This window comes from Ostreiculturibacter nitratireducens (assembly GCF_032670585.1).
Taxonomy (GTDB): Bacteria; Pseudomonadota; Alphaproteobacteria; order Rhodobacterales; family Rhodobacteraceae; genus Ostreiculturibacter; species Ostreiculturibacter nitratireducens.
Map to the genome: position 1 here is coordinate 292,623 of NZ_JAVQHL010000003.1, position 26,753 is coordinate 319,375.

The window sequence follows — 26,753 nt, forward strand, 5'->3', positions numbered from 1 at the left end:
GCGGGCGGCCGGGCTACGCTACGAGAGGCCCATGCTGACTTGCGTCATCCACGGAGAGGAGACGGAGCGCCCCCCGCTCCTGATCGCGCACGGGCTGTTCGGCTCTGCGCGGAACTGGGGCGCGATCGCGAAACGGCTGTCGGAAGATCGCCGCGTGATCGCGGTGGACATGCGCAACCACGGCGAAAGCCCCTGGCTCGACAGCCACGGTTACGCGGACCTCGCGGGCGACCTCGCAGAGGTCATCGCGGCGAAAGCCGGCGAGGCGGACGTCCTCGGGCACTCCATGGGCGGCAAGGCCGCGATGCAGCTTGCGCTAACGCGCCCGGAGCTTGTCCGGCGGCTCGTCGTCGCCGACATCGCGCCCGTGGCCTACGGGCACTCCCAGAACCATCTTGTCGCGGCCATGCGGGGGCTGGACCTCTCCGGCCTCGACACCCGGATGGAGGCCGACCGTCGGCTTTCGGCCTCCGTCGAGGACAAGTCGGTGCGCGCCTTCCTCCTGCAGTCGCTTGACGTCAAGGCGGGGCGCTGGCGGCTGAACCTCGACGTTCTCGAACGCGAGATGGCGCGAATCGTCGGCTGGCCGGGAACCGGCGGCCGGTTCGACGGGCCCACCCTGTTCCTCTCGGGCGCGCTGTCCGACTACGTGAAGCCCGAGTACCGGGAGGCGATCAAGAGCCTCTTCCCCGCCGCGAAATTCGCGAAGATCCCCGGCGCGGGGCATTGGCTCCACGCCGAGAAGCCAAGGGAGTTCGAGGCGGCGGTGCGGGCGTTCCTGGGCTAGCAGGCGAGGTCCATCCGCGCCTCACCGGTATCGCCGGGAAGCCCCGTGACGACCGAGTCCGGGATGACCCGGCAGCCCGTCGCGCTCTCGGCGGCCTCGATCATCAGCCGCGGAACCGGCGCGCGTTCCTTCCGCGTGAGGTAACCGAGGCGGACGACCTCCGCCCGGTCGTCTTTGTGAAGGACCACGAAGTCTATCCCCGACAGGGTGATCTGATGCCGGGCCGCCCCGAAGAACTCCGGGGCGGGCGATGCGCCGCAGGCGGCGAGAAGAACGAGGGGGGCAAGAACACGCATAGGTTGATCATGCGTGAGGCCGCGCAACTCCGCAACCGCGATCTTCGCGCGACCCTGTCCCATCGGGGCCCCGTTTCAGGCGGCGAGGCGTCGCGATATCCCCCAGGCGACCGGAACCGCGGCGGCCGCGCCGATCCCCGCGCCCAGGAGGATGGAGGTGAGGTCCACCCAGCCGATCACAAGCACGGCGATGAGGCCGGATCCGGCCAGCACGGTTCCGGCGAGCGAATAGATCAGGAAGAAAAGACGCGTCATGCGCGGAAGCTCCGAAACCGTTGCGGACGGCGGGACGATGCTGCGGAGCGGGACGCGGGGCGTTGATTTGGGTCAAGCCGCTGGTGCGACAGGTCGTCCGGCCTGCACGGCCGCGCCCGGCGCGGCGGGCCGGAGGCTATGTTTTCGAAAACGTTGAAGAATACTGGGCAGAGCGCGCCGCCTGCGCTAGCCTCGATTCGACCGGGCGCGGCTGTCACGAGGACAAGGACGCCACGGATGATTTCAGCCGGAAGGGCGAGGGAGGAAGTCGATGGGTAAGAAACTCTGGATGGTCCTGGCGATGATGGCGGCGGGCACGGCGCTATCCGGCTGCGCCCCGCTGGTCATCGCCGGCGCCGGGGCGGTGGTGGCCGACGAGGTGATGGAGGAGAAGGGCGGCGGGGACGGGTTGTTCTGAGCCACGGCCGCGGGACAGTGCCGGTGCGCACGTTGGCCACGTGGGCCGTCAGGCCGAAGACCCCGCGTCCGCCGATTCGGGACCGACGGCCAGACCTTCGGCAATGGTCGCGAGCACCTGCGCCGCCTCCTCCGGATCGAAATCCATGCCGTAGCGCTTGCGGACGCCGAGATCGGACAGGAGGTGGTAGCGGTCGGGCGCCACACCTTGACGGGCAAGACAGTTCTTCACGCAGGCCAGCGCGCAGCCGTCGAGCGCGATGACCGGGCGGCCGGACTTGGCGATCCGCACGAGCTTGGGCACGTCGCCTCCGACACCCGCGATGCAGGACATCTCGGCGAGCCCGCGCCGGTCAAGCTGGATGGCCAGATGGTTGGCCATCTGCGCGGCGCTGGAACAGCCCGAACAGGAATAAACGAGCGGCAGATGATCGCGCGACGGCATGGCAGTCCTCCTTGAATCGGGAGGACGCTATCAGCGTCGATCGACTCCGCCCGCAGGACAAAAGGCCGCAGTCCGGTCCGGCTCAGCTGTCCATCTTCAGCGCATTGATGAACGCCTGCTGCGGGATCTCGACCTTCCCGAACTGGCGCATCTTCTTCTTGCCGGCCTTCTGCTTCTCCAGAAGCTTCTTCTTCCGGGTCACGTCGCCGCCGTAGCACTTGGCGGTCACGTCCTTCCGGAGCGCGGCGATGGTCTCGCGGGCGATCACGCGGCCGCCGATCGCGGCCTGGATCGGGATCTTGAACATGTGGCGGGGGATGAGTTCTTTCAGCTTCTCGCACATCACCCGGCCGCGGGATTCGGCCCGGTCGCGGTGGACCATGATCGAGAGCGCGTCGACGGGTTCGTCGTTCACGAGGATCGACATCTTCACGAGGGCGTCCTCGCGGTAGCCCATCATCTGGTAGTCGAAGCTGGCGTAGCCCTTGGTGACGGACTTGAGCCGGTCGTAGAAGTCGAAGACAACCTCGGCCAGCGGCAGGTCGTAGACGACCATCGCGCGGGAACCGGCGTATGTCAGGTCCATCTGGATGCCGCGGCGGTCCTGGCAGAGTTTCAGGACGTCGCCGAGGTAGTCGTCGGGGACCATGATGGTCGCCTTGATGCGCGGCTCCTCGATGTGGTCGACATGGGTGAGGTCGGGCATGTCGGCGGGGTTGTGAAGCTCCCGCACCTCGCCGTCGCGCATGTGGAGGTGGAACACCACCGAGGGCGCGGTGGTGATGAGGTCGAGGTCGTATTCCCGTTCGAGCCGGTCACGGATCACCTCGAGGTGGAGCAGCCCGAGGAAGCCGCAGCGGAAGCCGAAGCCGAGCGCGGCCGAGGTCTCCATCTCGTAGCTGAAGGAGGCGTCGTTGAGGGCGAGCTTCTCGATCGCGTCGCGCAGGCCTTCGAAGTCGGCGGCGTCGACGGGGAAGAGGCCGCAGAAGACCACCGGCTGCGCGGGCTTGAAGCCCGGAAGCGCCTTGTCGCAGGGCTTCTTCTCGTGCGTGATCGTGTCGCCGACGCGGGTGTCGCGGACCTGCTTGATCGAGGCGGTGAAGACGCCGATCTCGCCGGGGCCAAGCTCCGCGATGTCGACCATCTGGGGCTTGAGGACGGAAAGCTTGTCGATGCCGTAGACAGCGCCGGTCTGCATCATCTTGATGCGATCGCCCTTGCGGATCACGCCGTCCATCACGCGGATCATGACCACGACGCCGAGGTAGGGGTCGTACCAGCTGTCCACCAGCATCGCCTTCAGGGGCGCGTCGCGGTCGCCCTTGGGCGCCGGCAGCTTCTGGACGATGGCTTCGAGCACGTCGGGGATGCCGAGGCCGGTCTTGGCGGAGATCGGGATCGCCTCGGAGGCGTCGATGCCGATCACGTCCTCGATCTGGGCCTTCACCGCGTCGGGGTCGGCGGCGGGCAGGTCGATCTTGTTGAGGACGGGGACGATCTCGTGATCCGCGTCGATGGCCTGGTAGACGTTGGCCAGCGTCTGCGCCTCCACCCCCTGCGTCGCGTCCACGACGAGGAGCGAACCCTCGACCGCGCGCATCGACCGCGAGACCTCGTAGGCGAAGTCGACGTGGCCGGGCGTGTCGATCAGGTTCAGGACGTATTTCTTGCCGTCCCGCGCCGGATACTCGATCCGCACGGTGTTGGCCTTGATCGTGATGCCGCGCTCGCGCTCGATATCCATCGAGTCGAGAAGCTGGGCCTTCATGTCGCGTTCGGCCACGGTTCCGGTCAGCTGGATCAGCCGGTCGGCGAGCGTGGATTTGCCGTGGTCGATATGGGCCACGATGGAGAAGTTGCGGATCTGGGCGAGCTCGGTCATGGGCGCGGATATGATCGGGAATTGATGGGCGGTCAAGCGGGCCTGATGGGCATGACCGGCGTGGATGGAGCCTTGTGCGTTGCGCTGTTGTATAAGCGAAACGGAGGGTGGGGGAGAAGTGATGACAGACGAGAAAACTGTCGCCGTGCGCTTGGAGGGCCGGGTGCAGGGTGTCTGGTTCCGCGCCTGGACGCAGGAAGAGGCCCTGGCGCGCGGATTGCGGGGCCATGTTCGCAACGAGACCGACGGTTCGGTGACCGCGCTGCTCTCCGGCCCGGAGGAGGCGGTGCGGGGGATGCTGGAGGCGCTTCATGACGGCCCCCCGGCGGCAAGGGTCGAGAAGGTCGAGGCGCGGGAGGTCGAGGCGCCCGCAGAACTCCACGGGTTCCAGATCGTAAGGTAAGGTTCGAAACGGTCAGGCTTTCGGAACCGCCGGCGCAGTGACGGCGCCCAGAAAGAGGCCCGCGAGTGCTCCGGCGCCGGCTCCGGTGAGAGCGATGGCGGCAAGAGGCCAGGCGTCCGTCACGATGGCGGAGCCCGCGAAGATCGCGCACATTGCCAGGGCCCAGCCGAGCGTCGAACGCCAGAGCCAGGGCCGGAAGGCGATACGATGTCCGGCGGCGGCCCATTGAACGCATCCCATGAGGGCCCCGAGAACCGCGCCAAGGGCGGCCGCGGCGGCAAACATCGCCGGAAGCGGCGGAGCGGCAGCGTCGGAAGCGCCTCCGCCCGTCCCGGCGGCGAGGGAGCCCGCGTAGCCAAGGACGGCGATGGTGACGGTCGCGCCGATCCATCGGGGAGCGGAAACACCGCGGCGGGCGAGAACGAGAGCCTGAGCGGAGCCGAGACAGGCGCCCTCCCATGCCCCTGCGGCGAGAATCGCCGGGGCTTCAGGCAGAAGACCCCGACCGGAGGCGGCATAGGCGAGGGAGACACCGGCGATGCCGAGGGCTTCGCCTGCCGCGGTGGCAATGATCCAGCGTCGTGCCATAGTGAAAGGATAGCTCGGACTCACGACGAAACACAGCGTCGACGCGAATAGCGGGAGCGGGAATTCCCGATAAAAACACTTTGACAATGTTGGCGCCGAGAATTATTCCGACCAAAACACTCAGGAAGAGACGCGCGATGTCTGACGACAATGAAACGAAGGTGCGGCTGGTGGTGCCAAGGCGCTGGCTGATCGCCTCCACGATGGTGACCATTGGCGCGCTCGCGGCGGGCCCGGTGCTGGCCAGCGGCGGCCAGAGCGACGAAACGAAGGCCGCTCCCGCCGAGGGCGGAGAGGGCGGCGAAGGCGCGGCGGTCGCGGCGCTTGAAGGCGATGCGGAGTTCCTCTCGGAACTGGGTCTCTTCGAGGCGGCCCATGTGATCGTCGCGGCGCTCTATGCCGAGGGCGACGTGGCGGCGGCGCAGGAGCATCTGGAACAGTCGCACCACGCCTACTACGAGGACATCGAAGATGACCTGAACGAACACGGCGCGGCCCAGTTCGAGGCCGAGGCCGAAGCCTTCGCCGCAGCAGTCAGGGAAGGCCGCGACGCGGCCGAGGTGTCGGCCCTTGCCGATGCGGTTCTGGCGGCGATAACGGCGGCACAGGCCGGCGCGGAGCCTGCCAACGCCATGAAGGCGGTCGAGACGCTGGTGCGCATTGCAGCGGCGGACTACGAAGCTTCGCTGACCGATGGCGAGGTCACTGCGCCACAGGAATACCGGGATGCCTGGGGCTTTGCGGAAGTGGCGAAGCGCCGGCTTCAGGCTCTGGCGGCATCGTCGGACGCGACGGTGGCGGGGGCGGCCGAGGCTGGGCTGGCGGCGCTCGAACCGGCGGCCGAGCAGCTGCCCGGCGTTTCCGCGACGAAAGTGCCGGGCGATGTCTCGGTGCTTCTGGGCGCGGCCGCGCGGATCGAGCTGGCGTCCTACCGGCTGCGGAGCTGAGCCGAGATGTTCCACCTGATCGAGGGGCTCTTCGACGGCCCGACCCTCGCCGCGCTGACCGACGCTGCGGCCGCCCTTCCCTTCGAGGATGGGCGGAAGACGGCAGGACCGCTGGCGCGGGGCGTCAAGAACAACGCCCAGGCCGCGGCCTCGCCAGAGCGTGACGCGGTCCTGGCCAAGGTCGAGGCGGCGCTGCGCGCCCATCCCGTCGTTCAGTCGGCCGCACGCCCAAAAGCCTTCGCGCGGCTTGCCGTGTCGCGCTATGCGGGCGGGCAGGCGTACGGCCTTCACGTCGATGACGCACTGATGGCGGGCGCGCGCACCGACCTGTCCTTCACGCTGTTCCTGTCCGACCCGCAAAGCTACGAGGGTGGCGCGCTCGTCGTCGCGGACCGGGTGGAGGAACGCGGCTTCAAGCTCCCGCCGGGGCAGGCGATCCTTTACCCGTCCGACACGCTGCACCGGGTCGAGCCGGTCACGACGGGCGAACGCCTGGCCATCGTCGGCTGGATCACGAGCTGGGTGCGCGATCCCGCCCAGCGCGAGATTCTCTTCGACCTGGATGCAGCCATCGCGGCCGAGGCGGACCGGGGCGGCGACCAGGCGCAGATCCTGCGGCTGCAGAGGAGCCGGTCCAACCTTCTCAGGATGTGGGCGACTTGACGGCGCCGCGCGGCGGCGCGATCTAGGGAGCGTGACCACGGAGGGCGCCGATGAAACTCTCGATTCCGGACATGAGCTGCGGCCATTGCAAGGCGGTCGTGGAAAAGACGATCTCGGCCGAGGACCCCTCGGCGAAGGTCGCGATCGACCTGACGGAGCGCGTGGCGGAAGTGGAGACCTCGGCCGACCCGGCCCGGCTGATCGAAGCGCTGCGCGCCGAGGGCTACGAGGCCGAGGTCGCCGGCTGAGGACACAGTCCTCGCGGGCTTGATGCAGGTCAATGCCCGCCTTGCGCTGCCGGGCTTAGCCTTCCTCCCACGGGAGGAACATCATGGCTTGGGCAACGATCACGAAAAGCGCTGCCGACAGGGCGTCGGCCAACATGCCTGATCCCGAGCGGACGCGGGCGGAGTTCTCCTGGGATGACGCTCGGGCGATGCTGGACGGCTTGCCGGGCGGCGGTCTGAACATCGCGCACGAGGCGCTGGACCGGCACGTCGCGGCCGGGCATGGCGACCAGGTCGCGATCCGGTGGCTCGGCAAGGACGGGACGCGGAGGGACCTGAGCTATGCCTCGCTGGCCGCCGACGCGGCGCGGTTCGCCAACGTCCTCGTCTCGAACGGCGTGAAGCCGGGCGAGCGGGTCTATGGCCTGATGGGCCGGGTGCCGGAGCTTTACGCCGCGGCGCTTGGCACGCTGAAGGCCGGGATGACCTTCACCCCCCTCTTCGCGGCCTTCGGCCCGGAACCAATCAAGGCCCGGATGGAGATCGGCGAGGGCAACGTCCTCGTCACGACGGAATCGCTTTATCGCAAGAAGGTCGCCGCCTGGCGGGAGGAAGTTCCTTCGCTCAGGCTGGTGCTGATCGTGGACGATGGCGATGCGCCGGAGGGCTGCGTGGCGCTCAAGCCCGCGATGGCGGCGGCGTCGGACAAGTTCGACACGGCACGGACGACCGAAGACGACATGGCGCTGATCCATTTCACCTCGGGCACCACGGGCCGGCCCAAAGGCGCCGTCCACGTCCACGGCGCGGTGATGAGCCATGTCGCGACGGGGCGCTTCGCGCTCGACCTGAAGCCCGGCGACATCTACTGGTGCACCGCCGACCCGGGCTGGGTGACGGGGACATCCTACGGCATCATTTCTCCGCTCGTGAACCGGGTGACGATGATCGTCGACGAGGCGGAATTCGACCTCGAACGCTGGTACGGCATCCTCCAGGAAGAGAAGGTGCAGGTCTGGTACACGGCCCCCACCGCGATCCGGATGATGATGCGGGCGGGCAAGGAGGCGGCCGAACCCTTCGATTTCTCGAACCTCAGGTTCATGGCGAGCGTGGGCGAGCCCCTGAACCCGGAAGGCGTCGTCTGGGGCAAAGAGGTCTTCGGCCGCCCCTTCCACGACAACTGGTGGCAGACCGAGACTGGCGGGATCATGATCGCCAACACGGCGGCGATGGACATTCGCCCCGGCTCGATGGGGATGCCGCTGCCGGGCATCAAGGCCGGTATCGTGTCGCGGGACGATGGCGGCATCGAGGAGTGCAAGCCGGGCGAGATCGGAGAACTGGCGCTTCGGCCCGGCTGGCCCTCGATGATGCGGGCCTACCTTCACGAGCAGGCGCGCTACGACAAGTGCTTCGTCGGGGACTGGTATCTGACCGGCGACCTCGCGATGAAGGACAAGGACGGGTATTTCTGGTTCGTTGGCCGCGCCGACGACCTGATCAAGTCCTCGGGCCACCTGATCGGGCCTTTCGAAGTGGAAAGCGCGCTGATCGAGCATGACGCGGTGGCCGAGGCCGCCGTGATCGGCATCCCGGACGAGACGGCGGGCGAAGTGGTGAAGGCCTATGTCGCGCTGAAGCCGGGCTTCGAGCCCTCGGAGGAACTCGAACGCGAGATCCGCGGACATGCGCGCAAGAAGCTCGGCCCCGCCGTGGCCCCGCGCGAGATCGTGTTCCGCAAGCAGCTGCCCAAGACGAGGTCGGGCAAGATCATGCGGCGGCTTCTCAAGGCCCGCGAACTTGGACTGCCCGAAGGCGACATTTCCACGCTGGAGTCGGATGAAAAATGAGCGCTGACCTGAAGCCGCATCTGACGCGGGACCATGTGCTGGAACTTCTGCGCGGGATGATCCGTATCCGCCGGTTCGAGGACAAATGCGCGGAACTTTACACCAAGGAGAAGATCCGGGGGTTCCTGCATCTCTATGACGGCGAGGAGGCCGTGGCGGTGGGGGTGATCCCCGTCCTCGGCCCGGAGGACCGGATCGTCGCGACCTACCGCGAGCATGGCCACGCACTGGCGCGCGGCGTTCCGATGACGGTCACGATGGCCGAGATGTTCGGGAAGGCGAATGGCTGCTCCGGCGGTCGGGGCGGGTCCATGCACCTCTTCGACGCCGCGCGCAACTTCTACGGCGGCAACGCGATCGTGGGCGGGGGGCTGCCCCTGGCGGCGGGGCTTGGCCTTGCCGACAGGATGACGGGGGCGAAGACGGTCACGGCCTGCTTCTTCGGCGAAGGTGCGGTGGCCGAGGGCGAGTTCCACGAAACGATGAACCTTTCGGAACTCTGGGACCTGCCGGTGCTCTTCGTCTGCGAGAACAACGGCTATGCGATGGGCTCGGCTCTGGCGCGGACGGAGGCCGAGACGGACATCCACGCCAAGGCCGCCGCCTACGGGATCGAAAGCGAGGTCGTGGACGGCATGGACGTGGTCGCGGTGGAGGCCGCGGCGCGGCGGGCGGTCGCGAAGATCCGCGAGACGGGCCGGCCGCATTTCCTCGAATGCCGGACCTACCGGTTCCGGGCGCATTCGATGTTCGACGCGCAGCTCTACCGTGACAAGGCCGAGGTCGAGGAGTGGCGCCAGAAGGGCCCGATCCTGAGGTTCCAGACCTGGCTTCTGGAGAACGGGCTGATCCACGATGAGGACGTGGCGAAGATCGAGACGGAGGCGGATGCAGAGATCGCGGAAGCCGTGGAGTTTGCCGAAAAAGGCGAGTGGGAGCCGCTGGAGGACCTGACGAGGCATGTCATGGCCGAGGAGCGGCCGGCACCGCCGAAGCCCCCCGCACCATCCGGGGAGATGGAGGACACGACCTACCGGGAATGTGTCAAGCAGGCGATCCGCGAGGCGATGACCGCCGACGAGCGCGTGTTCCTCATGGGCGAGGACGTGGGCGCCTACGGCGGCTGCTACGCGGTCTCGAAGGGCCTGATGGCGGAGTTCGGCGAGGACCGGATCCGGGACACGCCCTTGTCCGAGTCCGGTTTCACCGGCGCCGGGATCGGCGCGGCGGCCGCCGGGATGCGGCCGATCGTGGAGTTGATGACCGTCAACTTCTCGATGCTGGCGCTCGACCAGATCCTGAACACCGCCGCCACCATCCGGCACATGTCGGGGGGCCAGTTCGGCATCCCCGTGGTGATCCGGATGGCGACCGGTGCGGGCAAGCAACTTGCCGCGCAGCATTCGCATTCGCTGGAAGGATGGTACGCGCATATCCCGGGGCTGAGGGTGCTCGCCCCGGCGACGCTGGAGGATGCGCGCGGGATGCTCCTGACCGCGCTTCAGGAGCCGGACCCGGTGCTGATCTTCGAGAACGTGATGCTCTACAACATGGCCGGAAAGATCGCGGCCAACGCCGGCGCGGTGGAGATCGACAAGGCTGCGGTGCGGCGCGAGGGCAAGGACATCTCGCTCATCACCTATGGCGGGTCACTCTTCAAGACGCTGGAGGCGGCCGAGGAACTTGCCAGGGATGGCATCGACGCGGAAGTGATCGACCTGCGCAGCCTGCGTCCCCTCGACGAGGAAACCATCCTCGCCTCCGTCTCGAAGACCCGCCGGGCGGTCGTGGTGGACGAGGGCTGGCGATCTGGCTCGCTTGCCGCCGAGGTGTCCGCGCGGATCATGGAAGGCGTCTTCTGGCGGCTCGATGCACCGGTGGGCCGCGTCTGTTCGGCGGAGGTGCCGATCCCCTATCCGAAGCACCTGGAGGACGCAGCGATCCCGCAGGTTCCGGCAATCGTCGCCGCCGCGAAGGCGGCGGTGGGGAAGGGTTAGACCATGGCCGTCTTCGCCATGCCCTCGCTCGGCGCCGACATGGAATCGGGCAAGCTCGTCGAATGGATGGTGAAGCCCGGCGACGCGGTGAAGCGTGGCGACGTCGTGGCGGTGGTCGAAACACAGAAGGGCGCGATCGAGATCGAATGCTTCGAGGAGGGCATGGTCGAAAGCCTCGAAGCGGAACTGGGTGAGACGCTCGCCGTCGGCGCGCCGTTGGCGACGATCCGGGGCAAGGGCGAGGCGCCGGCGGAGGCCGCGCCCCCTCCCCCGAAGGAGGAGAAGCCCGAGCCCGAGGCGAAACCTGAGCCCGCGCCCGGACCCGCAGCGAAAGCTCCGCCCCCTGCAAAAGCCCCGCCCCCGGCCCCGCCGAAGCCGCCCGCACATGTCCCGGGCGAAGCCCCGCCCGCCTCGCCCGCCGCGAGGGCGCTGGCGGCGGAGCGCGGGATCGACCTGTCCGGGATAACCGGCACCGGGCCCGGCGGCGCGATCGTGCTGGCGGACGTCGAGGCGCCCTCCGGCGCCGCTCCCGCGGCGGCGAAGGCGGAGGCCCCGCCCAAGGCGAAACCGGGGCTCGACCTCGATCAGATGCGGGTGGCGATCGCCAACGCGATGGCGCGGTCGAAGCGTGAAATTCCACATTACTACCTGACGCAGACCGTCGACCTTCAGAAGGCGACCGACTGGCTTGCCGCGCGGAATGCCGATCGTCCGCCGGAAGAGCGGGTGCTGATGGGGGCCCTGTTCGTGAAGGCCTCCGCGCTCGCCGCCGCGAAGGTGCCGGAGATGAACGGGCAATACGGTGCCGACGGGTTCGAGCCGTCCAAGGGGGTGCACGCCGGCGTGGCGGTGGCGCTGCGGGGCGGCGGGCTGATCGCACCGGCGATCCATGATGCGGAAGGGATAACGCTCGAAGACCTGATGGCGGCCATGAAGGACCTTGTTGCAAGGGCGCGGACCGGGCGGCTCCGCTCGTCGGAGATGACGGACGGCACGATCACCGTCTCCTCGATGGGAGAGACCGGGGCGGAGGCGATGACGGCTGTGATCTATCCACCGCAGGTCTCCATCGTCGCCTTCGGCGCGCCGGTGGAGCGGCCCTGGATCGTGGATGGGAAGATCGCGCCGCGCGCGGTGGTGACGGTGACGCTGTCGGCCGACCACCGGGTAAGCGACGGGCGGCGGGGGGCGAAATTCCTCGCCGAGATCGACAGACTGTTGCAGGAACCGGAGGCACTATGACCGACGCAGAAATCCGCAAGGCGTTCATCGAGGAGCTGACCAAGGTCGCGCCGGACATCGCTCCCTCCGACGTCGGGCCGGACGACCATCTGCAGGACGACCTGGAAATCGATTCGATGGACTTCCTGAACCTCGTGGAGGCCCTGCACAAGCGGCTCGGCGTCAATGTCCCCGAGACGGACTACCCGCAGATCGCGACGCTGAACCTCGCGGCGAAATACCTGGCGGCGCGGCTGGGCTGAGCAATTCCCGCCGGCTCACCGCGTCGCGAACCGCCGGATCGCCTCGACCAGACAGTCGAGGCTGTCGGTCCAGTCCATGCCCTCGGGCAGGCCGCCCGTAAGCAGCGAAAGTTCCGTGCAGGCGACGAGGATCGCCGCGCAGTCCTGATCGTTCGCAAGCCGCGTGGCGAGGCGTGCCAGTTCCGCGCGCTCCTCAGCGCCCGCTCGGCCCGCCTTGACGGCGCGGATGAGGGCGAGGACCGGCGCGTCATCCTCCGGGTAGACCGGCACCAGCCCCCGATCCGCAAAGGGCGCGTCGAAGACGCCTGTGAGACGGACGGCCGGCGAGGCGAGGAACCCCACGCGGGTGCCGGCCCCGTGGCGGGCCGCGAGGTGGCCGGCCGTTTCGGCCACCATGTCGATGAAGGGAACCTTCACTGCGGCGCGGATATCGTCCGCATAGGCATGGGCCGTGTTGCAGGGCATCGCCAACGCCTCGGCCCCGGCGGCCTCCAGCCTGCGGGCCATGTCGGCCAGGACCGGCGCGGGGCTCGGCCCCGTGCGCTCGATCAGCGCCTTGATGCGGGAGGGCACCTGCGGGTTCGAGAAGACGAGAACTGGAACGTGGTCGGCGTCGTCCTTCGCCGGCTGCGCCTCGATCAGGCGCTGCATGAGAAGGACGGTCGCCTCGGGCCCCATTCCGCCGAGGATGCCCGTGAGCCGCATCAGATCACGCCCAGCGCCTTCGTGTAGGCGGTCAGGCCGATCGCGCCGCCGGTGTGGAGGAACACGACGCGTTCCTCCTTCCCGAAGTGGCCCTTGCGGATCAGGTCGATCAGACCCGCCCCGCCCTTGGCCGAATAGACCGGGTCGAGGAGGATGCCGTCCGTCCGGGCGAAGAGGTCGATCGCCTCCAGCGTCGATTCTGCCGGGATACCGTAGCCCTCGCCCACGTAGTCGCAGTTCGCCACCACGTCCTCGCGCTTCACCACGCCGGCGCAGCCGAGCTTCTCGGCTGTGGCGCAGGCGAGGTTGAAGACGTTCTCCTCCTGCTTCGGCTTCGGGGCGCGGACGCCGATGCCGAGAACCGGGATCTGCGCGTTGAGCGCGCTGAGGCCCGTGACGAGCCCCGCCTGCGTCCCGGCGGACCCCGTGGCATGAACGATGTGATCGACGGCAAGCCCCGTCTCGGTCAGCTGGTTCAGGAGTTCGAGCGCGCAGAGGGCGTAGCCGAGCGCCCCGGTCGGGTTCGAGCCGCCACCGGGGATGGCGTAGGCGTTCCGGCCCTCGTCGCGGAACCGCTGGGCGACCTTTTCAAGTTCGGCGTTCATGTCGAGGCCCGCGGGGCGATGTTCCATCGTTGCGCCGTGCAGACGGTCGAGCAGCACGTTGCCGTTCAGCTTGTAGTTCGGATCCTCGATCCCCGTGCGGTCCTCGAGCAGAATGTGGCAGTCCATCCCGAGCTTCGCCGCCGCAGCGGCCGTCTGGCGGGCGTGGTTCGACTGCGTCGCGCCTTGCGTCAGGACGATGTCCGCGCCCTGTGCCTTGGCCTCGGCCATCAGGAATTCGAGCTTGCGCGTCTTGTTGCCGCCGGTGGAAAGCCCGGTGCAGTCATCGCGCTTGATCCAGATTTCGGGCCCGCCGAGCGCCTTCGTGAGGCGCGGCATGGGCTCCAGCGGCGTAGGGAGGTGGCCGAGGCGGATGCGGGGGAAACGGGCGAAGTTCATTGGTTCTCTTCCGGGCTGAGGGCGAAGGTTTCGCCGGGGAAATACTTGGCGAGCCGGATATCGGCCGTTCGTGCGTGCCCCTCCATCCCCTCGTGGCGGGAGATGCGGGCCGTCGCGGTGGCGAGGTCGCGGAGCGCCTCGGGTTCGACTTCCTGCCAGGTCACGGTCTTCAGGAACTTGTGGACGCTGAGGCCCCCGGTGTAGCGCGCCGCCCCCGATGTGGGCAACACATGGTTGGGTCCCGATGCCTTGTCGCCGAAGGCGACGGTCGTGGCCGCTCCGAGGAACAGCGATCCATAGGAGCGCAGGCGCTCCCGCCACCATGGAAGGTCCGCGGCCTGGACGTGGAGATGCTCGGGCGCGACCTGGTCTGCGTGGGCCGCCATCTCTTCGCGCGTGTCGCAGATGACGATTTCCCCGAGAGCGGCCCAGGCTGCCGCGGCGCTGTCCCGGTTGAGGGGCGGGAGCGAGGAGACGCATTGCGGGATCCGCGCGAGAACGGCCTCGCCGAGCTCGGCGCTGTCGGTGACGAGCCACACGGGCGAGGTTGGCCCATGCTCGGCCTGCCCCACGAGGTCCCAGGCGACGAGCTCGGGATCGGCGTTCGCGTCCGCGATGACCAGGCTGTCGGTGGGTCCCGCGATCATGTCGATGCCGACGCGACCGAAGAGAAGCCGCTTGGCCTCGGCCACGTAGGCGTTGCCGGGGCCGACCAGGATGTCGGCCTGCGGCAGGCCGAAAAGCCCGAAGGCCATAGCTGCCACGCCCTGCACCCCGCCCAGCGCGAGAATCCTGTCGGCGCCCGCAAGGCGCATCGTGTAGAGCATCGCGGGCGGAATCCCCTCCCCCTTGCGCGGGGGAGACACGGCGCCGACGTGACCCACGCCGGCGGCGCGCGCCGTCGTCACCGTCATCAGCGCGGACGCGATGTGGCTGTATCGCCCGCCCGGCACGTAGGCGCCCGCGGCGGAAACCGGGATCAGCCGCTGCCCGGCGCGAAGGCCAGGGCGGAGTTCCACCTCGGTGTCGCGGCAGGAGGCGCGCTGGGCTTCCGCGAAGGCGCGGATGTTTTCGTGGGCATACCGGATGTCGTCCTTGAGCTGGCCGGGGACCTTCGCGGAGGCGGCTTCGATCTCTGCCTCGGTAAGGACGATGTCGCCCTCCCAGCCGTCGAGATCGCGTGCGTAGCGGAGGGCGGCATCTTCGCCGCCGGCCTCGATCTCGGTCAGCATGGCCGCGACACGGCTCGTGATCTCGGCCTGCTCGGCGGGGGCCGGGGGGTTTTCGCGCTTGAGGTATCGGACGGTCATGGCCGGGCTCCGGGTTGACGGTTCGGGATCACAGGTTCACCTTTCCGGAAACTGGCAGGATACGGGAATGCTGGGCAAGGGGATTACGCTCAAGGCCCTCGAAATCTTCGAGGCGGTGGCCGAAACGGGAACCGTGGCGCAGGGCGCCGAGCGGACCGGCCTCAGCCTGCCCGCCGTATCGCAACAACTGGCGAATCTCGAAACCTCGCTCGGCACGCAGCTTCTGGACCGGGCGCACCGCCCCCTCCGGCTGACCCCGGCCGGTCGCATGTTCCTGGCGCGGGCGCGGGACGCGCTCCGGCAGATTCGGCAGGCGCAGGCCGAGCTCCACGTCCTCGACATCTCGCATCTGCGCAGCCTGCGGCTTGGCGTAATCGACGATTTCGACGCGGAGGTGACGCCGCAACTGGCGATCGCGCTGGCCAAGAACCTCAAGAATTGCGAGTTCCGCCTGCTCACCCTGCCCTCGCACGAGATCGTGCAGGCGGTGGCATCGCGTCAGCTCGATGTCGGGATCGCGGCGGAACCGCCCGAGACCAGGCAGGGCGTGACCGGGTTCCCCCTGTTGCGCGATCCCTATGTCCTTGCCGTGCCGCGGGGATTTTCGCTTCCCAAGGGGCGGGAGATCGAGGCATTGGCCCCGCTGCCGTTCCTGCGCTACGACCGGGGCCAGCTGATGGGCCGGCAGATCGAAGCGCATCTGGCGCGCCACCGGATCGCGCCGGAGGGGCGGATCGAGATCGACAGCAACCAGTCGATCATGGGGCTGGTCGCAAGTGGCGCCGGCTGGTCGATCACCACGCCGCTGGCCTACCTGCGCGCGCGGATGTTCCTGGGCGAGGTCGACATCCACCCGCTTCCGCTCGCCGCCATGTCGCGCACGGTGTCGCTGTTCACGCAGGCCGACCGGATGCGCGACGTGGGCGCGGAAATCGCGGGGACGCTCAGGGCCATGCTCGTCGCGCGGGTGATCGGGCCGGGGCGCGATCACGTGCCCTGGCTCGGCGAGGCGTTCCGGGTCATCGAAGCCTGAGGCGCGAGTCACGTCCTTTTCCCATGCGAAGAGTTCGGCGATATGGAAACATTGGCATGTGAGCCCGGCGACCGGGCAAGCCCGCCGTTGCAGGTTTGGGGAAGACGAAGAACGAGTTTCGGAAAGTGAAATCCGACCCCCGGTTTCCGGACTGGCGTTCAGGTGCCGTAGACGAGCTTCAGGAAATCCTCGAAGCCGGCGAGAAAGCCGCGATCCTCGGCCTTGGACAGGTTTTCGATGATCCGGCTCTTCGCCGCCTCCGCGGCGAGCGCATGACTCGCTGCGACGGCCAGATCCTCCGTCTCTGCCGCGATTGCCGTGGCCGCGCGCAGTTCCGAAAGGTCCCGACGGATTGCCGCGATCAACTGGGCGGGCGACAGCGGGTCGGAGGGCTCAGACATCTGGTTCATCCGACCGAACCGCGAAATGCGCGCCCTGCGGCAGCGCGACTGCGAAACCGCCCGCCGCACCCGCGATCCGCGCGGGAACGATGCGAAATGGCCTTGCGGTTGTTTTGCCGGAGACGTCCGGCGACAGGAACTTCGACCTTCATGATCTGGAACACACACACTCGAAAACAGGTCCAATGTGGAAAATACTGCCGTGTTTCGAGCCACCGGGCAACCCCGCCCTCCTCAGGAAGCGGCGGCGCCCGGACAGTTGCGCGCGACGGGTTGCCGATGGGGTCAGCGCCGGCCGTAGTACAGGCCGACGACGTGTTCCGCCTCCGCGAAGAAAAGCCAGCGCTGGGCGAGAGCCCCGGTGAAGTGCAGCGCGATCGCAAGGAGGACCGTGACCCAGTGGTAGGGCAGCACCAGAAGAACGAGCGCGGGCAAGAGCCCCGAGGCGGCGACGGCGATGCGGCGGAGTTTCTGCGCGTGCTTGCGGCCAACCTGGTGGATCATCTCCCGCGTCAGGTAGTTGGACCCGGTATGGGGCGGCTCGAAGGCCCGGATGCGGGGGCCGAGCCCCGTCGCCGTGGCGAGCGTCGTGCCGGAACCGGCGAAGCGGCCGTCGCCGATCCGGTGGCCGAAGGCGATGAGGGCGGCGAGCACAAGGCACAGGATCGCGGAAAGCGCGGGCGGCGCCGCGAGAATGGCGCCCCCGGTCAGGGCGAACCCGAGGAACGTTGCAGGCGTCGTCCAGTGATGCCAGCGAGGGACCGTGCGCAGCTGGGCGTAGATCATCGCGGTCGCGATCACCGTCAGGATAGCCAGGACCGCGCCGAGGAAACCGAGAACCGGGACCCGCCCGCCGAAGAGCGCCGCGAGCGCAACCGGTGCGAATACGAGAAGCGTGATGGAGGAAGCCCATGCCTCCCGCGAGAGCCAGCTCGTGCGCCACTGCGTGAAGGCGCGCAGCGCCCTTTGCGGATTGCCCAGGTGGAAAGCCGCCGCGACGAGGCCGCCGCCCGTAAGCGCGTAGCCCGCGCCGTAGGCGAAGAAGGCGGCGATCCCTTCGGGATGCGCGAAGCCGAGGCCGAGGCAGGCCAGAAGCCCGAGGCCGAGGCCCGAGAGCGTGGTGAAGAGGATGAGGGAGGGGGCGGGGTGCATCAGAACCGTCCGAGCAATTTGTCGAGCCAGCCGGCGAGGCCGGTCGCCTTGCCTTCGAGAAGCGGCGCGAGGGGCGCGTCCACGGGGGCGCGGTCCTTCGGGCGCGGCGGAAGGTAGCGGTTGACGGGCTTCGTCCCCATTTCCGGCATGAGCTCCATCCCGCCGCGTTCGGCGGTCAAGCGGCTCACGTTGCTGTTGGGGTCGGCGAAGTCGCCGAAGTGCCGGGCGCCCGCGGGGCAGGTACGGACACAGGCGGGGACACGGTCGACCTCAGGAAGGTTCTCGTTGTAGATCCGGTCAACGCAGAGCGTGCATTTCTTCATCACGCCCGCCGCCTGGTCGAGCTCGCGCGCGCCGTAGGGGCAGGCCCAGGCGCAGAGGCCGCAGCCGATGCAGGCATCCTCGTTCACGAGAACGATCCCGTCCTCGGTGCGCTTGTAGCTCGCGCCCGTGGGGCAGACCGTGACGCAGGGCGCGTCCTCGCAGTGCAGGCAGGATTTCGGGAAATGGACAAGCTGGGCCGCGCCCGCGGGGGGCGCGATCTCGTAACTGTGGACGCGGTTCAGGAAGGTGCCGGAAGGATCGGCGCCATAGGGCTCCTGGTCGGAAAGCGGCACGCCGTAGCCCTGGTCGTTCCAGCCCTTGCAGGCCGTGACGCAGGCGTGGCAGCCGACGCAGATGTCGAGGTCGATGACGAGACCGAGCTTCTTCTCGGTCGCATTCGGGAGGACGGTCATGCTGCACCTCCCTTGTGCGGCGGCTTCAGGGCCGGAAAGGCCGGGTGGGTCTGCGTCTGCGGAGGCGCCTTCTCGATCTTCACTCTGAGGTCGAACCAGGCGGCCTGCCCGGTCACCGGGTCGGAGTTCGACCAGCGCATACCGTCACCTTTCTCCGGCAGAAGTTCCGAGATCAGGTGGTTCAGGAGGAAACCCTTCGTGGCCTCGGGCGAGGCGGGGTCGAGAGCCCAGGCCCCGGCGCGCTTGCCGATGGCGTTCCAGGTCCAGACCGTGTTCGGGTTCAGCGCGGCCATGTGCGCGACGGGAACGATGATCTCGCCATTGGGCGAGGTCACGCGGGCCCAGTCGCCCTCCTCGAACCCGTTGTCCTCCCAGACCTTCGTGGGGACATATAGGGGGTTTCGGCCGTGGATCTGTCTGAGCCAGGCGTTCTGCGACCCCCAGGAGTGATACATCGCCATCGGACGCTGGGTCAGCGCGTGGACCGGATAGCCCTCGCCCGCGTCCTCGCCGAACGGGGGATACCAGGTGGGCAGCGGGTCCAGCGCCTGTTTCAGGCGCGCGCGCAGATGCTCGGGCGGCTGGCGCTCGCCGTGGCCCTCGGCCGCGAGCTGGAACCGGCGCATCGGCTCGGACCAGATCTCGAAGAGGTAGGGCGAGGGCTTGTCGAAGAGGCCGATCGTCACCGCCCAGTCCTGGTAGGCGCTGTTCCACGGCTTGAAGTACTGCGCTTCCTCCGGGATGTGGGCCATGAAGAAGCCGCCGTTTTCGATATAGCGATCGATCTGCGCGGGGTTCGGGGCGCCGCGTCCAGACTCGCTGCCGTCCGCGCCGCGGAACCCGATCAGGGGTCCGACACCGGGGCGGCGTTCGTGGTTCACGATGTAGTCGGCGTAGTCGCGGTATTTCGCGCTGCCGTCCGCGTTGACGAAGCCCGGCAGGCCGAGCCGCGCGCCGAGGTCGATCAGGACCGACTGGAACCCGCGAACGTCGCGGTCGGGTTCGATCACCGGCCAGCGGATCGAATCCGCCGCCGCCTCAGGTTCCGAGATCGGGCGGTCGAGAAGCGAGATGCAGTCGTGCCGCTCGAGGTAGGTCGTGTCGGGCAGGATCAGGTCCGCGTAGGCCACCATCTCGGAGGCGTAGGCGTCGGAATAGATGATCCGCGGAATGACGTAATCGCCCGCCTCATCCTTCTCGGTCAGCATGTCCATGACCGCCGAGGTGTTCATCGACGAGTTCCACGACATGTTGGCCATGTAGAGGAACATCGTGTCGATCTTGTAGGGGTCGCCCGCGTGCGCGTTCGGGATCAGCATGTGCATGAGCCCGTGCGCCGAGAGCGGATTTTCCCAGGAGAACCCCTTGTCGATCCGGGCCGGAGTGCCGTCTTCCTTCAGGCATAGATGCTCGGGCCCCATCGGGTAGCCGAGATGCGGGCCTTCAAGCGTGCCGTCCTCCTTGCGCCGCCAGTGCGGGCGCGGATGGGCCGCCGGGGCCTTCGGGTAGGGCGGCTTCAGGCGGTAGCCGCCGGGCGTCTCGACCGTGCCGAGAAGGATCTGGAGAAGATGAAGCGCGCGGGCGGTCTGGAACCCGTTCGAATGCGCCGAAAGCCCGCGCATCGCGTGGAAGCTGACGGGGCGGCCGGGCATGGTCTTGTGCGTCTCGCCGCGGAAATCGGTCCATTCCTGCTCTATCTCGACCGCCTCGTCGAAGGCGACGCGGGCAAGCTCGGCGGCCAGCGCCTTGATCCTGGCGGCGGGTATGCCGGTCGCCTCGGCCACCGCCTCCGGCGCGTGGTCGGGCGAAAGGTAGCGCTCCGCGAGGTGCTGGAAGACCGTGCGGTGGCCTTCATGCGTCGCGCCAAGGTCAGGCTGCACTCCGGGCGTGTCGAAGGGCGTGGGCTTCCCCGTGGCGCGGTCGATGACCAGGAGCTTGCCGTCGGCATCCCGCAGGAGAAGGCCCTTCGTCTCCCCTTCCCGGCTGTCGACGAGGCAGGGGGCGTTGGTCCAGCGGGCGAGATAGTCGATGTCGACCTTCCCCGCTTTCAGCAATTCGTGGATCACGGAGAGGATCAGCAGCCCGTCCGTCCCCGGCGTGATCCCCAGCCAGTCGTCGGCGACGGCGTTGTAGCCGGTGCGGATCGGGTTGACGGAAATCACCCGGGCGCCGCGGCTCTTGATGCGTCCGATGCCCGCCTTGATCGGGTTGGAGTCATGGTCCTCGGCCACGCCGAAGAGAACGAAGAGCTTCGTGTGCTTCCAGTCGGGCTGGCCGAATTCCCAGAACGCCCCGCCCATCGTGTAGATGCCGCCGGCCGCCATGTTGACCGAGCAGAAGCCGCCATGCGCGGCGTAGTTCTGGGTGCCGAACATCTGCGCCCAGTAGCTCGTGAGGCTCTGGCTCTGGTCGCGGCCGGTGAAGAAGGCAAGCTTCTCGGGCTGCGTGTCGCGCAGGGGCTTCATCCAGTCGACGGCGATCTGGAGCGCCTCGTCCCAGGAGATCTCCTCGAATGCGCCGGAGCCGCGCGGACCCACGCGCTTCAGCGGCGCGCGAAGACGCGAGGGCGCGAAGACCTGCTTGATGCCGGAGGAACCCTTGGCGCAAAGAACGCCCTTGTTCACCGGGTGGTCGCGGTTTCCCTCGATGTAGGTCACGCGGCCTGACTTCATGTGCACGTTGATCCCGCAGCGGCAGGCGCACATGTAGCAGGTCGTCTTGCGGACTTCGTCCGAGACCTTCGGCGAGGTGTCGAGTGTCGGGCGTGCGAACAGGGTCATGTCGATCCGGGGGCAAGGCCGAGGACGCGGGCCGCTTCGGCCGCAATATGCGCTTCTTCGGCGGCGGGAACGATGAAGGCTTTGACGCGGGAGTTGGGCGCATGCAGGCGCATGTCGCCCGCCGCATTGGCGGACGCGTCGAACTCCAGCCCCGTGAAGGCGAGGCCGGACATTACGGCTGCGCGGACATAGGCGTCATTTTCGCCTATGCCGCCCGTGAAAACGAGCGCATTTGTTCCTCCCATGGCCGCGATCATGGAACCAGCGTTCCTGACTGTCCAGTAGCAGAAATGCTCGATCGCGAACCGGGCCTGCGGCGTATCGGCGCGGTGCAGCTCCCGCATGTCGGAGGCGCCGCCCAGCGCGAGGAGCCCGCTTTCCCGGTTGAGAAGCCTCGCGGCGCCGTCGATTCCGTGGTCCTGCGCCAGCCGGAGAACGGCGTTGCCGTCGATCCCGCCCGAGCGTGTGCCCATCGTGAGGCCGTCCAGGGGCGAGTAGCCCATCGTCGTGGCGACGGACCGGCCGTCGAGGATCGCGCAGAGCGAGGCGCCGTTGCCAAGGTGAAGCGCGAGAAGGCGCTTCGGAAGCGGTTCGCCAGTCAGGCCGGGGAGGCGTTCGGTGAGGCTCGCGTAGCTGATGCCGTGGAAGCCGTAGCGGCGGATGCCCTTGGCATCCTCGGCTTCGGGGATGGCGTAGCGCCGCGCGACTTCGGGGTTCGTCGCGTGGAAGGCGGTGTCGAAGCTCGCCGTCTGCGGCAGGTCGGGCGCGCGGCGGGCGAGCGCCTTGATCGCCGCGAGGTTCGCGGGGTTGTGCAGGGGGGCGAGCGGGATCGCCTCCTCGATCCGGGCGATGACGTCGGGCGTGACGAGGCAGGGCTCCGTGAAACCGCGCCCGCCGTGGACCACCCGATGTCCGGCCGCCGAGAAGCTGTCGACGCCGTGGCCCAACTCGCCGAGCGCGGCGAGGAGGACCGCGACCGCGGCATCGTGATCGGGGGCCTCGCAGGGCCGGTCCTCCCCCGCGATGCGCAGGCGCGAGGCGCCGGCGATCTCGCTCACGCTCGCGGAAACGGTCTGCGTCAGGGTCCGGTCGAACACGGCGATCTTGATCGAGGAGGACCCCGCGTTGACCGTTAGGATATCTTGGGCCGGGCCGGTCATAGGATCGACTTTCCAAGCGCCAGCGTGGCGATGCAAGTGAGGAGAAGGATGGCGAAGCGGCGGAAGCTTTCGGGCGAGGTGCGCAGGAAGTGCTTCCCCCCGGCCCTCGCGCCAACGAGGATCAGGGGCACCGTGAGGGCCGCCGCGATGAACGTGTCCCGCCCCACCATGCCCGCGGCATTCATCAGGGGCACGGTCCAGATGTCGAGGAATGTGAAATAGGCCACGAGCGTCGCGCGGAAGGCGGCTGCGCCGATACCCTGAGCGGCAAAGAAGACGACGACGGGCAGCCCTCCCACGGCCGCGGCGTTGGCGATCCCCGATACCAGGCCCGCGCCCGCGTGTCCCGCGTCGCCAGGACGGCGGCGAAGGTACCAGCCGGAAAGGAGAAGCAAGCACATGCACAGGACGAAGCCCGCGATCAGGGCGCGCGCGGCATCGGCCCCGACGCCGGCCAGCGCCCAGAGGCCAAGCGGGACGCCCGCAATCGCACCGACCGACAGCCAGAGAGCCCGGCGCCAGTCGATGTGACGGCGGATGCTTGGCCATTGCTGGACGGTCATCACCAGGTCGGAGATGATGACGACCGGTATCATGTGCCTGGGATCGGTGATGAGGCTCGACGAGGTGACGACGAGGGCAGGGAAGCCGAAGCCCGAATAGCCCCGCACGAACGCGGCGAGCAGAACGATCCCGGCGAGGATGGCCGCCGCCCCAGCCGAAAGGTCAAAGGGCAGCGGCATGGGCTCAGGCGCCCTTCTGGGGCCGCATGTCGGCCGGGTCGATCCCTGCGACCGCCACCGGCTTCTTCATCGCGTCGCGGCGGAACGGCTCGCCCAGCTCCTGGTTGATGAGCGCCTCGATCAGCGTCGTCTTGCCGTGCTTCATCTGGTCGTCGATGGCCTTGTTCAGCGCGTCGCGCAGTTCGTCCATCGTGCGCGCCTGCACGCCCTGCAGCCCGCAGGCCCTGGCGATGCCGGCGTAGGACACCTGCTCGTCAAGCTCGGTGCCGACGAAGTTGTCGTCGAACCAGAGCGTCGAGTTCCGCTTTTCCGCGCCCCACTGGTAGTTGCGGAAGACGACCATCGTGACGGCGGGCCATTCCTCCCGGCCGATGGCGGTGAGTTCCGTCACCGCGATGCCGAAGGCGCCGTCGCCCGCGAAGCCGACGACCGGCGTGTCCGGGCAGCCGATCTTCGCGCCGATGATCGAGGGAAGCCCGTAGCCGCAGGGCCCGAAGAGGCCGGGGGCAAGGTATTTCCGCCCCTTCTCGAAGGTCGGGTAGGCGTTGCCGATGGCACAGTTGTTGCCGATGTCGGAGGAGATGATCGCCTCTTTCGGCAGCGCGGACTCGATCGCGCGCCAGGCCATGCGCGGGCTCATCCAGTCAGGCTTCGCGGCGCGAGCACGCTCGTTCCAGGTCGTGCCGGGATCGTCGTCCTCGTGATCCATCGAGGCGAGCTGCTGCGCCCAGCGGGATTTCGTCGTGGCGATGAGGGCCTTGCGTTCCGCCCGGCCCGCGTCCCCCGCCGTGCCGGAAAGTCGGGCGAGAATCCCGTCGGCCACCTTCGCCGCGTCGCCGACGATGCCCACCGTGACTTTCTTCGTCAGGCCGATCCGGGCGGGGTTGATGTCCACCTGGATGATCTTCGCGTCCTTCGGCCAGTAGTCGAGCCCGTAGCCCGGAAGCGTCGAGAACGGGTTGAGCCGCGTGCCGAGCGCGAGCACCACGTCGGCCTTGGAAATGAGTTCCATCCCCGCCTTGGAGCCGTTGTAGCCGAGCGGCCCGGCGAAAAGGGGATGCGAACCCGGGAAGGCGTCATTGTGCTGGTAGCCGACGCAGACCGGCGCATCGAGCCGTTCGGCGAGCTTCATCGAGGCCGGGATCGCGCCGCCGATGACGACGCCCGCGCCGTTCAGCATGACCGGGAACTTCGCCTCGGACAGAAGCTTCGCCGCTTCGTCCAGCGCGGCCTCGCCGCCCGAGGGGCGCTCGAATTCGACGATCGCCGGAAGCTCGATGTCGATGACCTGGGTGAAGAAGTCCCGCGGGAAGTTGATCTGCGCCGGCGCGGAATGGCGCTTGGCGTTCAGGATCACGCGGTTCAGGACCTCGGCCACGCGGGAGGGATCGCGGACCTCCTCCTGGTAGGCGACCATGTCCTTGAACAGCGCCATCTGCTCCACTTCCTGGAAGCCGCCCTGCCCGATCGTCTTGTTCGCCGCCTGCGGCGTGACGAGAAGAAGCGGTGTGTGGTTCCAGTAGGCGGTCTTCACCGCCGTGACGAAGTTGGTGATGCCCGGGCCGTTCTGGGCGATCATCATGCTCATCTTGCCGGACGCACGGGTGAAACCGTCGGCCATCATGCCGCCCGAACCTTCGTGCGCGCAGTCCCAGAAGGTGATGCCGGCTCTCGGGAAAAGGTCCGAGATCGGCATGAACGCCGAGCCGATGATGCCGAAGGCATGTTCGATTCCGTGCATCTGCAGCACTTTGACGAAGGCTTCCTCGGTGGTCATCTTCATGGCTCGTCTCCCTTTTTCTCGCGCGAACGGCGACGTTTTACGCCGCCCCGGCCCGTCCCGGTTAGGGCCAGTCAGGGCGGCGGCTTAGGTCCAGATAGCCGCGCGGCCCGACGGGAACGAAGCCCCACGGACGGGCCGATCATCCCATCGCCCTCATGGCGCCCGCGATCCGCGCGATACCGTCGGGGATGCGCGCATTCGCGATCGAGGAATAGGCGAGCCGGTAGAAGTTCCGTGGCGCATGCTGGCGCGCGAAGAAGATCCGCCCGGGCTCTATCAGAACGCCCTCGGCCCGGAGGTCCCGGGCCAGAACCTCGGTGTCGACATGTTCCGGCGCCTGCATCCAGAAGCTCGAACCTCCGAATTCTCCGCGACCGGCGAGCGTGAGGCCATGTTCGCCGATCGCCTCCTCCATGATCATCCGCCGCCGTTTGTAGGCGGCCTTCATCCGGTTGATCTGGGCGTCGTAATGGCCGAGCGAGAGGAAATAGGCCGCCGTGCGCTGGATGTGGCCCGGCGGGTGGCGCAACTGCACCGCGCGGAGCGACCGCACCTCGCGGATGAAGGGCTCGGGTGCGACGAGGTAGCCAAGCCGGAGACCGGGGAAGAGCGACTTCGAGAACGACCCCGCGTAGATCACGCGTCCGTCCCGGTCGAGCGACTTCAGCGATGGCGAGGCGGCCTTCAGGAAGGACATCTCGAATTCGTAGTCATCCTCGACGATCAGGAAGTCCTCCCGCGCCGCCCGGTCGAGAAGCGCGGCGCGCCGCCCGATGGGCATGGTGGCGTTCGTCGGGCAATGGTGGCTCGCCGTCGTGAACACGACGTTCACGCCTTCCGGCAGCGCGTCGGGCGGCAGGCCCTCCTCGTCCACGTCCACCGGGACGGTCTGACAGCCCCGCGCCGCGAGGATGGCGCGAAGGCCTGGATAGCAGGGGTTTTCCACCGCCGCAGTGCGGCCCTCCGGCAGCAGCACTTCGGCGGCGAGCCAGAGCGCGTTCTGCGCCCCCATCGTCAAAAGCACTTCCTCGGGCCGCGCGTCGATCCCGCGCCGGGGAAGGATCGAACGGACGATGTATTCGATGAGCATCGGGTCGTCGCGCTCGTAATAGTCCGATGTCAGCGCCTCGAAATCCCGCTTGCCGAGCGCACGCAGCGCCGAAAGCCGCCAGTTCTGGTGGTCGAACAGCGTCGCATCCGCCTGTCCGTAGATGAAGGGATAGGGATAGCTGCGCCAGTCCTGCGGCTTGGACAGGAGTTCCAGCGATGCAAATCGCCACCCGGTCACCCGCCCCCAGTCCACCCCGCCCTCTCGCGGCGCCGGGGGCCTGTCGAAATCGGGCGGCTGCGGCGCGTTCTCGGACACGTAGTAGCCCGACCGCCCCCGCGCGCTCAGATAGTCGTTGGAGACGAGTTCGGTATAGGCGAGGGTCACGGTGATCCGGCTCACGCCCAGATGCGCGGCGAGGCGGCGCGACGACGGGAGCTTCTCCCCCGGCCGGAACCGGCCGGCGAGGATCCCCTCCGCCACCATCTGCTGGATACGCTGCTGAAGCGTCCCGGAACCGCCGGGAGCGAGGAAGAAGGTTTCGGGCGGAATCGACATCTCTGGCCTTATGGGCGGACACAACTGGACCTATACCCACTTCGCGCAGAGGCGGGGCCGCGTCAAGCGCCCCTGCCCGTCTTGTGCCAGGTGTTTCC

27 protein-coding genes are annotated in these 26,753 nt (G+C 68.2%); 11 read left to right on the plus strand and 16 right to left on the minus strand.

Going from position 1 to position 26,753, the window contains the following annotated elements; genetic code table 11:
- The first annotated feature begins 31 nt into the window (after window positions 1–31).
- Window positions 32–787 carry an alpha/beta fold hydrolase gene (locus ABCN56_RS15740; protein WP_343081772.1) on the plus strand — a complete coding sequence of 252 codons (756 nt, stop codon included), beginning with the start codon at window positions 32–34 and terminating at the stop codon, window positions 785–787.
- Here the strand turns inward: ABCN56_RS15740 and ABCN56_RS15745 are convergent.
- Both ABCN56_RS15745 and ABCN56_RS15750 read right to left on the minus strand, forming a co-directional pair.
- Entirely contained in the window at window positions 784–1,083 is a 300-nt protein-coding gene (locus ABCN56_RS15745) for a hypothetical protein (RefSeq protein WP_343081773.1), read from the minus strand. The genes ABCN56_RS15740 and ABCN56_RS15745 overlap by 4 nt on opposite strands.
- A gap of 75 nt (window positions 1,084–1,158) precedes the next feature.
- Entirely contained in the window at window positions 1,159–1,338 is a 180-nt protein-coding gene (locus tag ABCN56_RS15750) for a hypothetical protein (RefSeq protein ID WP_343081774.1), read from the minus strand.
- Between the two features lie 271 nt (window positions 1,339–1,609).
- Between ABCN56_RS15750 and ABCN56_RS15755 the strand changes: the two genes are divergently transcribed.
- Entirely contained in the window at window positions 1,610–1,756 is a 147-nt protein-coding gene (locus tag ABCN56_RS15755) for a hypothetical protein (RefSeq protein WP_343081775.1), read from the plus strand.
- Between the two features lie 48 nt (window positions 1,757–1,804).
- Here ABCN56_RS15755 and ABCN56_RS15760 read toward each other — a convergent pair whose 3' ends face one another.
- Both ABCN56_RS15760 and lepA read right to left on the minus strand, forming a co-directional pair.
- Window positions 1,805–2,200, minus strand: coding sequence for a putative zinc-binding protein (locus tag ABCN56_RS15760; protein ID WP_343081776.1), 396 nt, complete (start codon window positions 2,198–2,200; stop codon window positions 1,805–1,807).
- Between the two features lie 82 nt (window positions 2,201–2,282).
- Complete coding sequence (gene lepA / locus ABCN56_RS15765; protein ID WP_343081777.1) at window positions 2,283–4,082, minus strand: translation elongation factor 4; 1,800 nt, start codon at window positions 4,080–4,082, stop codon at window positions 2,283–2,285.
- A gap of 121 nt (window positions 4,083–4,203) precedes the next feature.
- On the opposite strand from lepA, the gene ABCN56_RS15770 reads away from it, so the two are divergent.
- Window positions 4,204–4,485, plus strand: a complete 282-nt coding sequence (locus ABCN56_RS15770; RefSeq protein WP_343081778.1) for an acylphosphatase — start codon at window positions 4,204–4,206, stop codon at window positions 4,483–4,485.
- Window positions 4,486–4,497: 12 nt separating this feature from the next.
- On the opposite strand, the gene ABCN56_RS15775 is transcribed toward ABCN56_RS15770, so the two are convergent.
- Complete coding sequence (locus ABCN56_RS15775; protein WP_343081779.1) at window positions 4,498–5,073, minus strand: hypothetical protein; 576 nt, start codon at window positions 5,071–5,073, stop codon at window positions 4,498–4,500.
- Window positions 5,074–5,210: 137 nt separating this feature from the next.
- On the opposite strand from ABCN56_RS15775, the gene ABCN56_RS15780 reads away from it, so the two are divergent.
- The 7 genes from ABCN56_RS15780 (at window position 5,211) to ABCN56_RS15810 (ending at window position 12,244) form a co-directional block, all read left to right on the plus strand.
- On the plus strand, window positions 5,211–6,020 hold the full coding sequence (locus ABCN56_RS15780) for a hypothetical protein (protein WP_343081780.1): 810 nt from the start codon (window positions 5,211–5,213) through the stop codon (window positions 6,018–6,020).
- A 6-nt stretch (window positions 6,021–6,026) separates the two neighbouring features.
- A complete protein-coding gene (locus ABCN56_RS15785) occupies window positions 6,027–6,683 on the plus strand; it encodes a Fe2+-dependent dioxygenase (RefSeq protein ID WP_343081781.1) in 657 nt (218 codons plus the stop codon).
- Window positions 6,684–6,733: 50 nt separating this feature from the next.
- Window positions 6,734–6,931: a heavy-metal-associated domain-containing protein gene (locus ABCN56_RS15790; protein ID WP_343081782.1), complete on the plus strand. Its 198-nt coding sequence runs from the start codon at window positions 6,734–6,736 to the stop codon at window positions 6,929–6,931.
- Between the two features lie 83 nt (window positions 6,932–7,014).
- Window positions 7,015–8,763: an acetate--CoA ligase gene (gene acsA, locus ABCN56_RS15795; RefSeq protein WP_343081783.1), complete on the plus strand. Its 1,749-nt coding sequence runs from the start codon at window positions 7,015–7,017 to the stop codon at window positions 8,761–8,763.
- Window positions 8,760–10,760 (plus strand): pyruvate dehydrogenase (acetyl-transferring) E1 component subunit alpha, encoded by a 2,001-nt coding sequence (pdhA, locus tag ABCN56_RS15800; RefSeq protein ID WP_343081784.1) that lies wholly within the window; start codon window positions 8,760–8,762, stop codon window positions 10,758–10,760. The genes acsA and pdhA overlap by 4 nt, the downstream gene beginning before the upstream one ends.
- A 3-nt stretch (window positions 10,761–10,763) precedes the next feature.
- On the plus strand, window positions 10,764–12,002 hold the full coding sequence (locus ABCN56_RS15805) for a dihydrolipoamide acetyltransferase family protein (RefSeq protein WP_343081785.1): 1,239 nt from the start codon (window positions 10,764–10,766) through the stop codon (window positions 12,000–12,002).
- On the plus strand, window positions 11,999–12,244 hold the full coding sequence (locus tag ABCN56_RS15810; protein ID WP_343081786.1) for an acyl carrier protein: 246 nt from the start codon (window positions 11,999–12,001) through the stop codon (window positions 12,242–12,244). The genes ABCN56_RS15805 and ABCN56_RS15810 overlap by 4 nt, the downstream gene beginning before the upstream one ends.
- A 15-nt stretch (window positions 12,245–12,259) precedes the next feature.
- On the opposite strand, the gene cuyB is transcribed toward ABCN56_RS15810, so the two are convergent.
- The 3 genes from cuyB to hisD are packed head-to-tail and all read right to left on the minus strand — an operon-like array spanning window position 12,260 to window position 15,260.
- Complete coding sequence (cuyB, locus tag ABCN56_RS15815; protein WP_343081787.1) at window positions 12,260–12,949, minus strand: cysteate racemase; 690 nt, start codon at window positions 12,947–12,949, stop codon at window positions 12,260–12,262.
- Window positions 12,949–13,950 carry a D-cysteate sulfo-lyase gene (gene cuyA, locus ABCN56_RS15820; RefSeq protein WP_343081788.1) on the minus strand — a complete coding sequence of 334 codons (1,002 nt, stop codon included), beginning with the start codon at window positions 13,948–13,950 and terminating at the stop codon, window positions 12,949–12,951. Before cuyA ends, cuyB begins: the two co-directional genes overlap by 1 nt.
- Entirely contained in the window at window positions 13,947–15,260 is a 1,314-nt protein-coding gene (hisD, locus tag ABCN56_RS15825) for a histidinol dehydrogenase (RefSeq protein WP_343081789.1), read from the minus strand. Before hisD ends, cuyA begins: the two co-directional genes overlap by 4 nt.
- A gap of 67 nt (window positions 15,261–15,327) precedes the next feature.
- Here hisD and ABCN56_RS15830 point away from each other — a divergent pair, with 67 nt between their 5' ends.
- Complete coding sequence (locus tag ABCN56_RS15830; RefSeq protein WP_343081790.1) at window positions 15,328–16,293, plus strand: LysR family transcriptional regulator; 966 nt, start codon at window positions 15,328–15,330, stop codon at window positions 16,291–16,293.
- Window positions 16,294–16,451: 158 nt separating this feature from the next.
- Here the strand turns inward: ABCN56_RS15830 and ABCN56_RS15835 are convergent, their stop codons facing one another.
- From ABCN56_RS15835 to pdxR, 8 genes are all read right to left on the minus strand, one after another.
- Complete coding sequence (locus tag ABCN56_RS15835; protein ID WP_343081791.1) at window positions 16,452–16,694, minus strand: hypothetical protein; 243 nt, start codon at window positions 16,692–16,694, stop codon at window positions 16,452–16,454.
- 285 nt (window positions 16,695–16,979) lie between these two features.
- On the minus strand, window positions 16,980–17,846 hold the full coding sequence (locus tag ABCN56_RS15840; protein ID WP_343081792.1) for a dimethyl sulfoxide reductase anchor subunit family protein: 867 nt from the start codon (window positions 17,844–17,846) through the stop codon (window positions 16,980–16,982).
- Entirely contained in the window at window positions 17,846–18,583 is a 738-nt protein-coding gene (locus ABCN56_RS15845) for a 4Fe-4S dicluster domain-containing protein (protein ID WP_343081793.1), read from the minus strand. The genes ABCN56_RS15840 and ABCN56_RS15845 overlap by 1 nt, the downstream gene beginning before the upstream one ends.
- Window positions 18,580–21,363 (minus strand): molybdopterin oxidoreductase family protein, encoded by a 2,784-nt coding sequence (locus ABCN56_RS15850; protein WP_343081794.1) that lies wholly within the window; start codon window positions 21,361–21,363, stop codon window positions 18,580–18,582. The genes ABCN56_RS15845 and ABCN56_RS15850 overlap by 4 nt, the downstream gene beginning before the upstream one ends.
- On the minus strand, window positions 21,360–22,523 hold the full coding sequence (locus ABCN56_RS15855) for an acetate/propionate family kinase (RefSeq protein ID WP_343081795.1): 1,164 nt from the start codon (window positions 22,521–22,523) through the stop codon (window positions 21,360–21,362). Before ABCN56_RS15855 ends, ABCN56_RS15850 begins: the two co-directional genes overlap by 4 nt.
- Window positions 22,520–23,266, minus strand: a complete 747-nt coding sequence (locus ABCN56_RS15860; protein WP_343081796.1) for a sulfite exporter TauE/SafE family protein — start codon at window positions 23,264–23,266, stop codon at window positions 22,520–22,522. Before ABCN56_RS15860 ends, ABCN56_RS15855 begins: the two co-directional genes overlap by 4 nt.
- A gap of 4 nt (window positions 23,267–23,270) precedes the next feature.
- On the minus strand, window positions 23,271–25,049 hold the full coding sequence (xsc, locus tag ABCN56_RS15865) for a sulfoacetaldehyde acetyltransferase (protein ID WP_343081797.1): 1,779 nt from the start codon (window positions 25,047–25,049) through the stop codon (window positions 23,271–23,273).
- A gap of 139 nt (window positions 25,050–25,188) precedes the next feature.
- On the minus strand, window positions 25,189–26,655 hold the full coding sequence (gene pdxR, locus ABCN56_RS15870; RefSeq protein WP_343081798.1) for a MocR-like pyridoxine biosynthesis transcription factor PdxR: 1,467 nt from the start codon (window positions 26,653–26,655) through the stop codon (window positions 25,189–25,191).
- Between the last annotated feature and the right edge of the window lie 98 nt (window positions 26,656–26,753).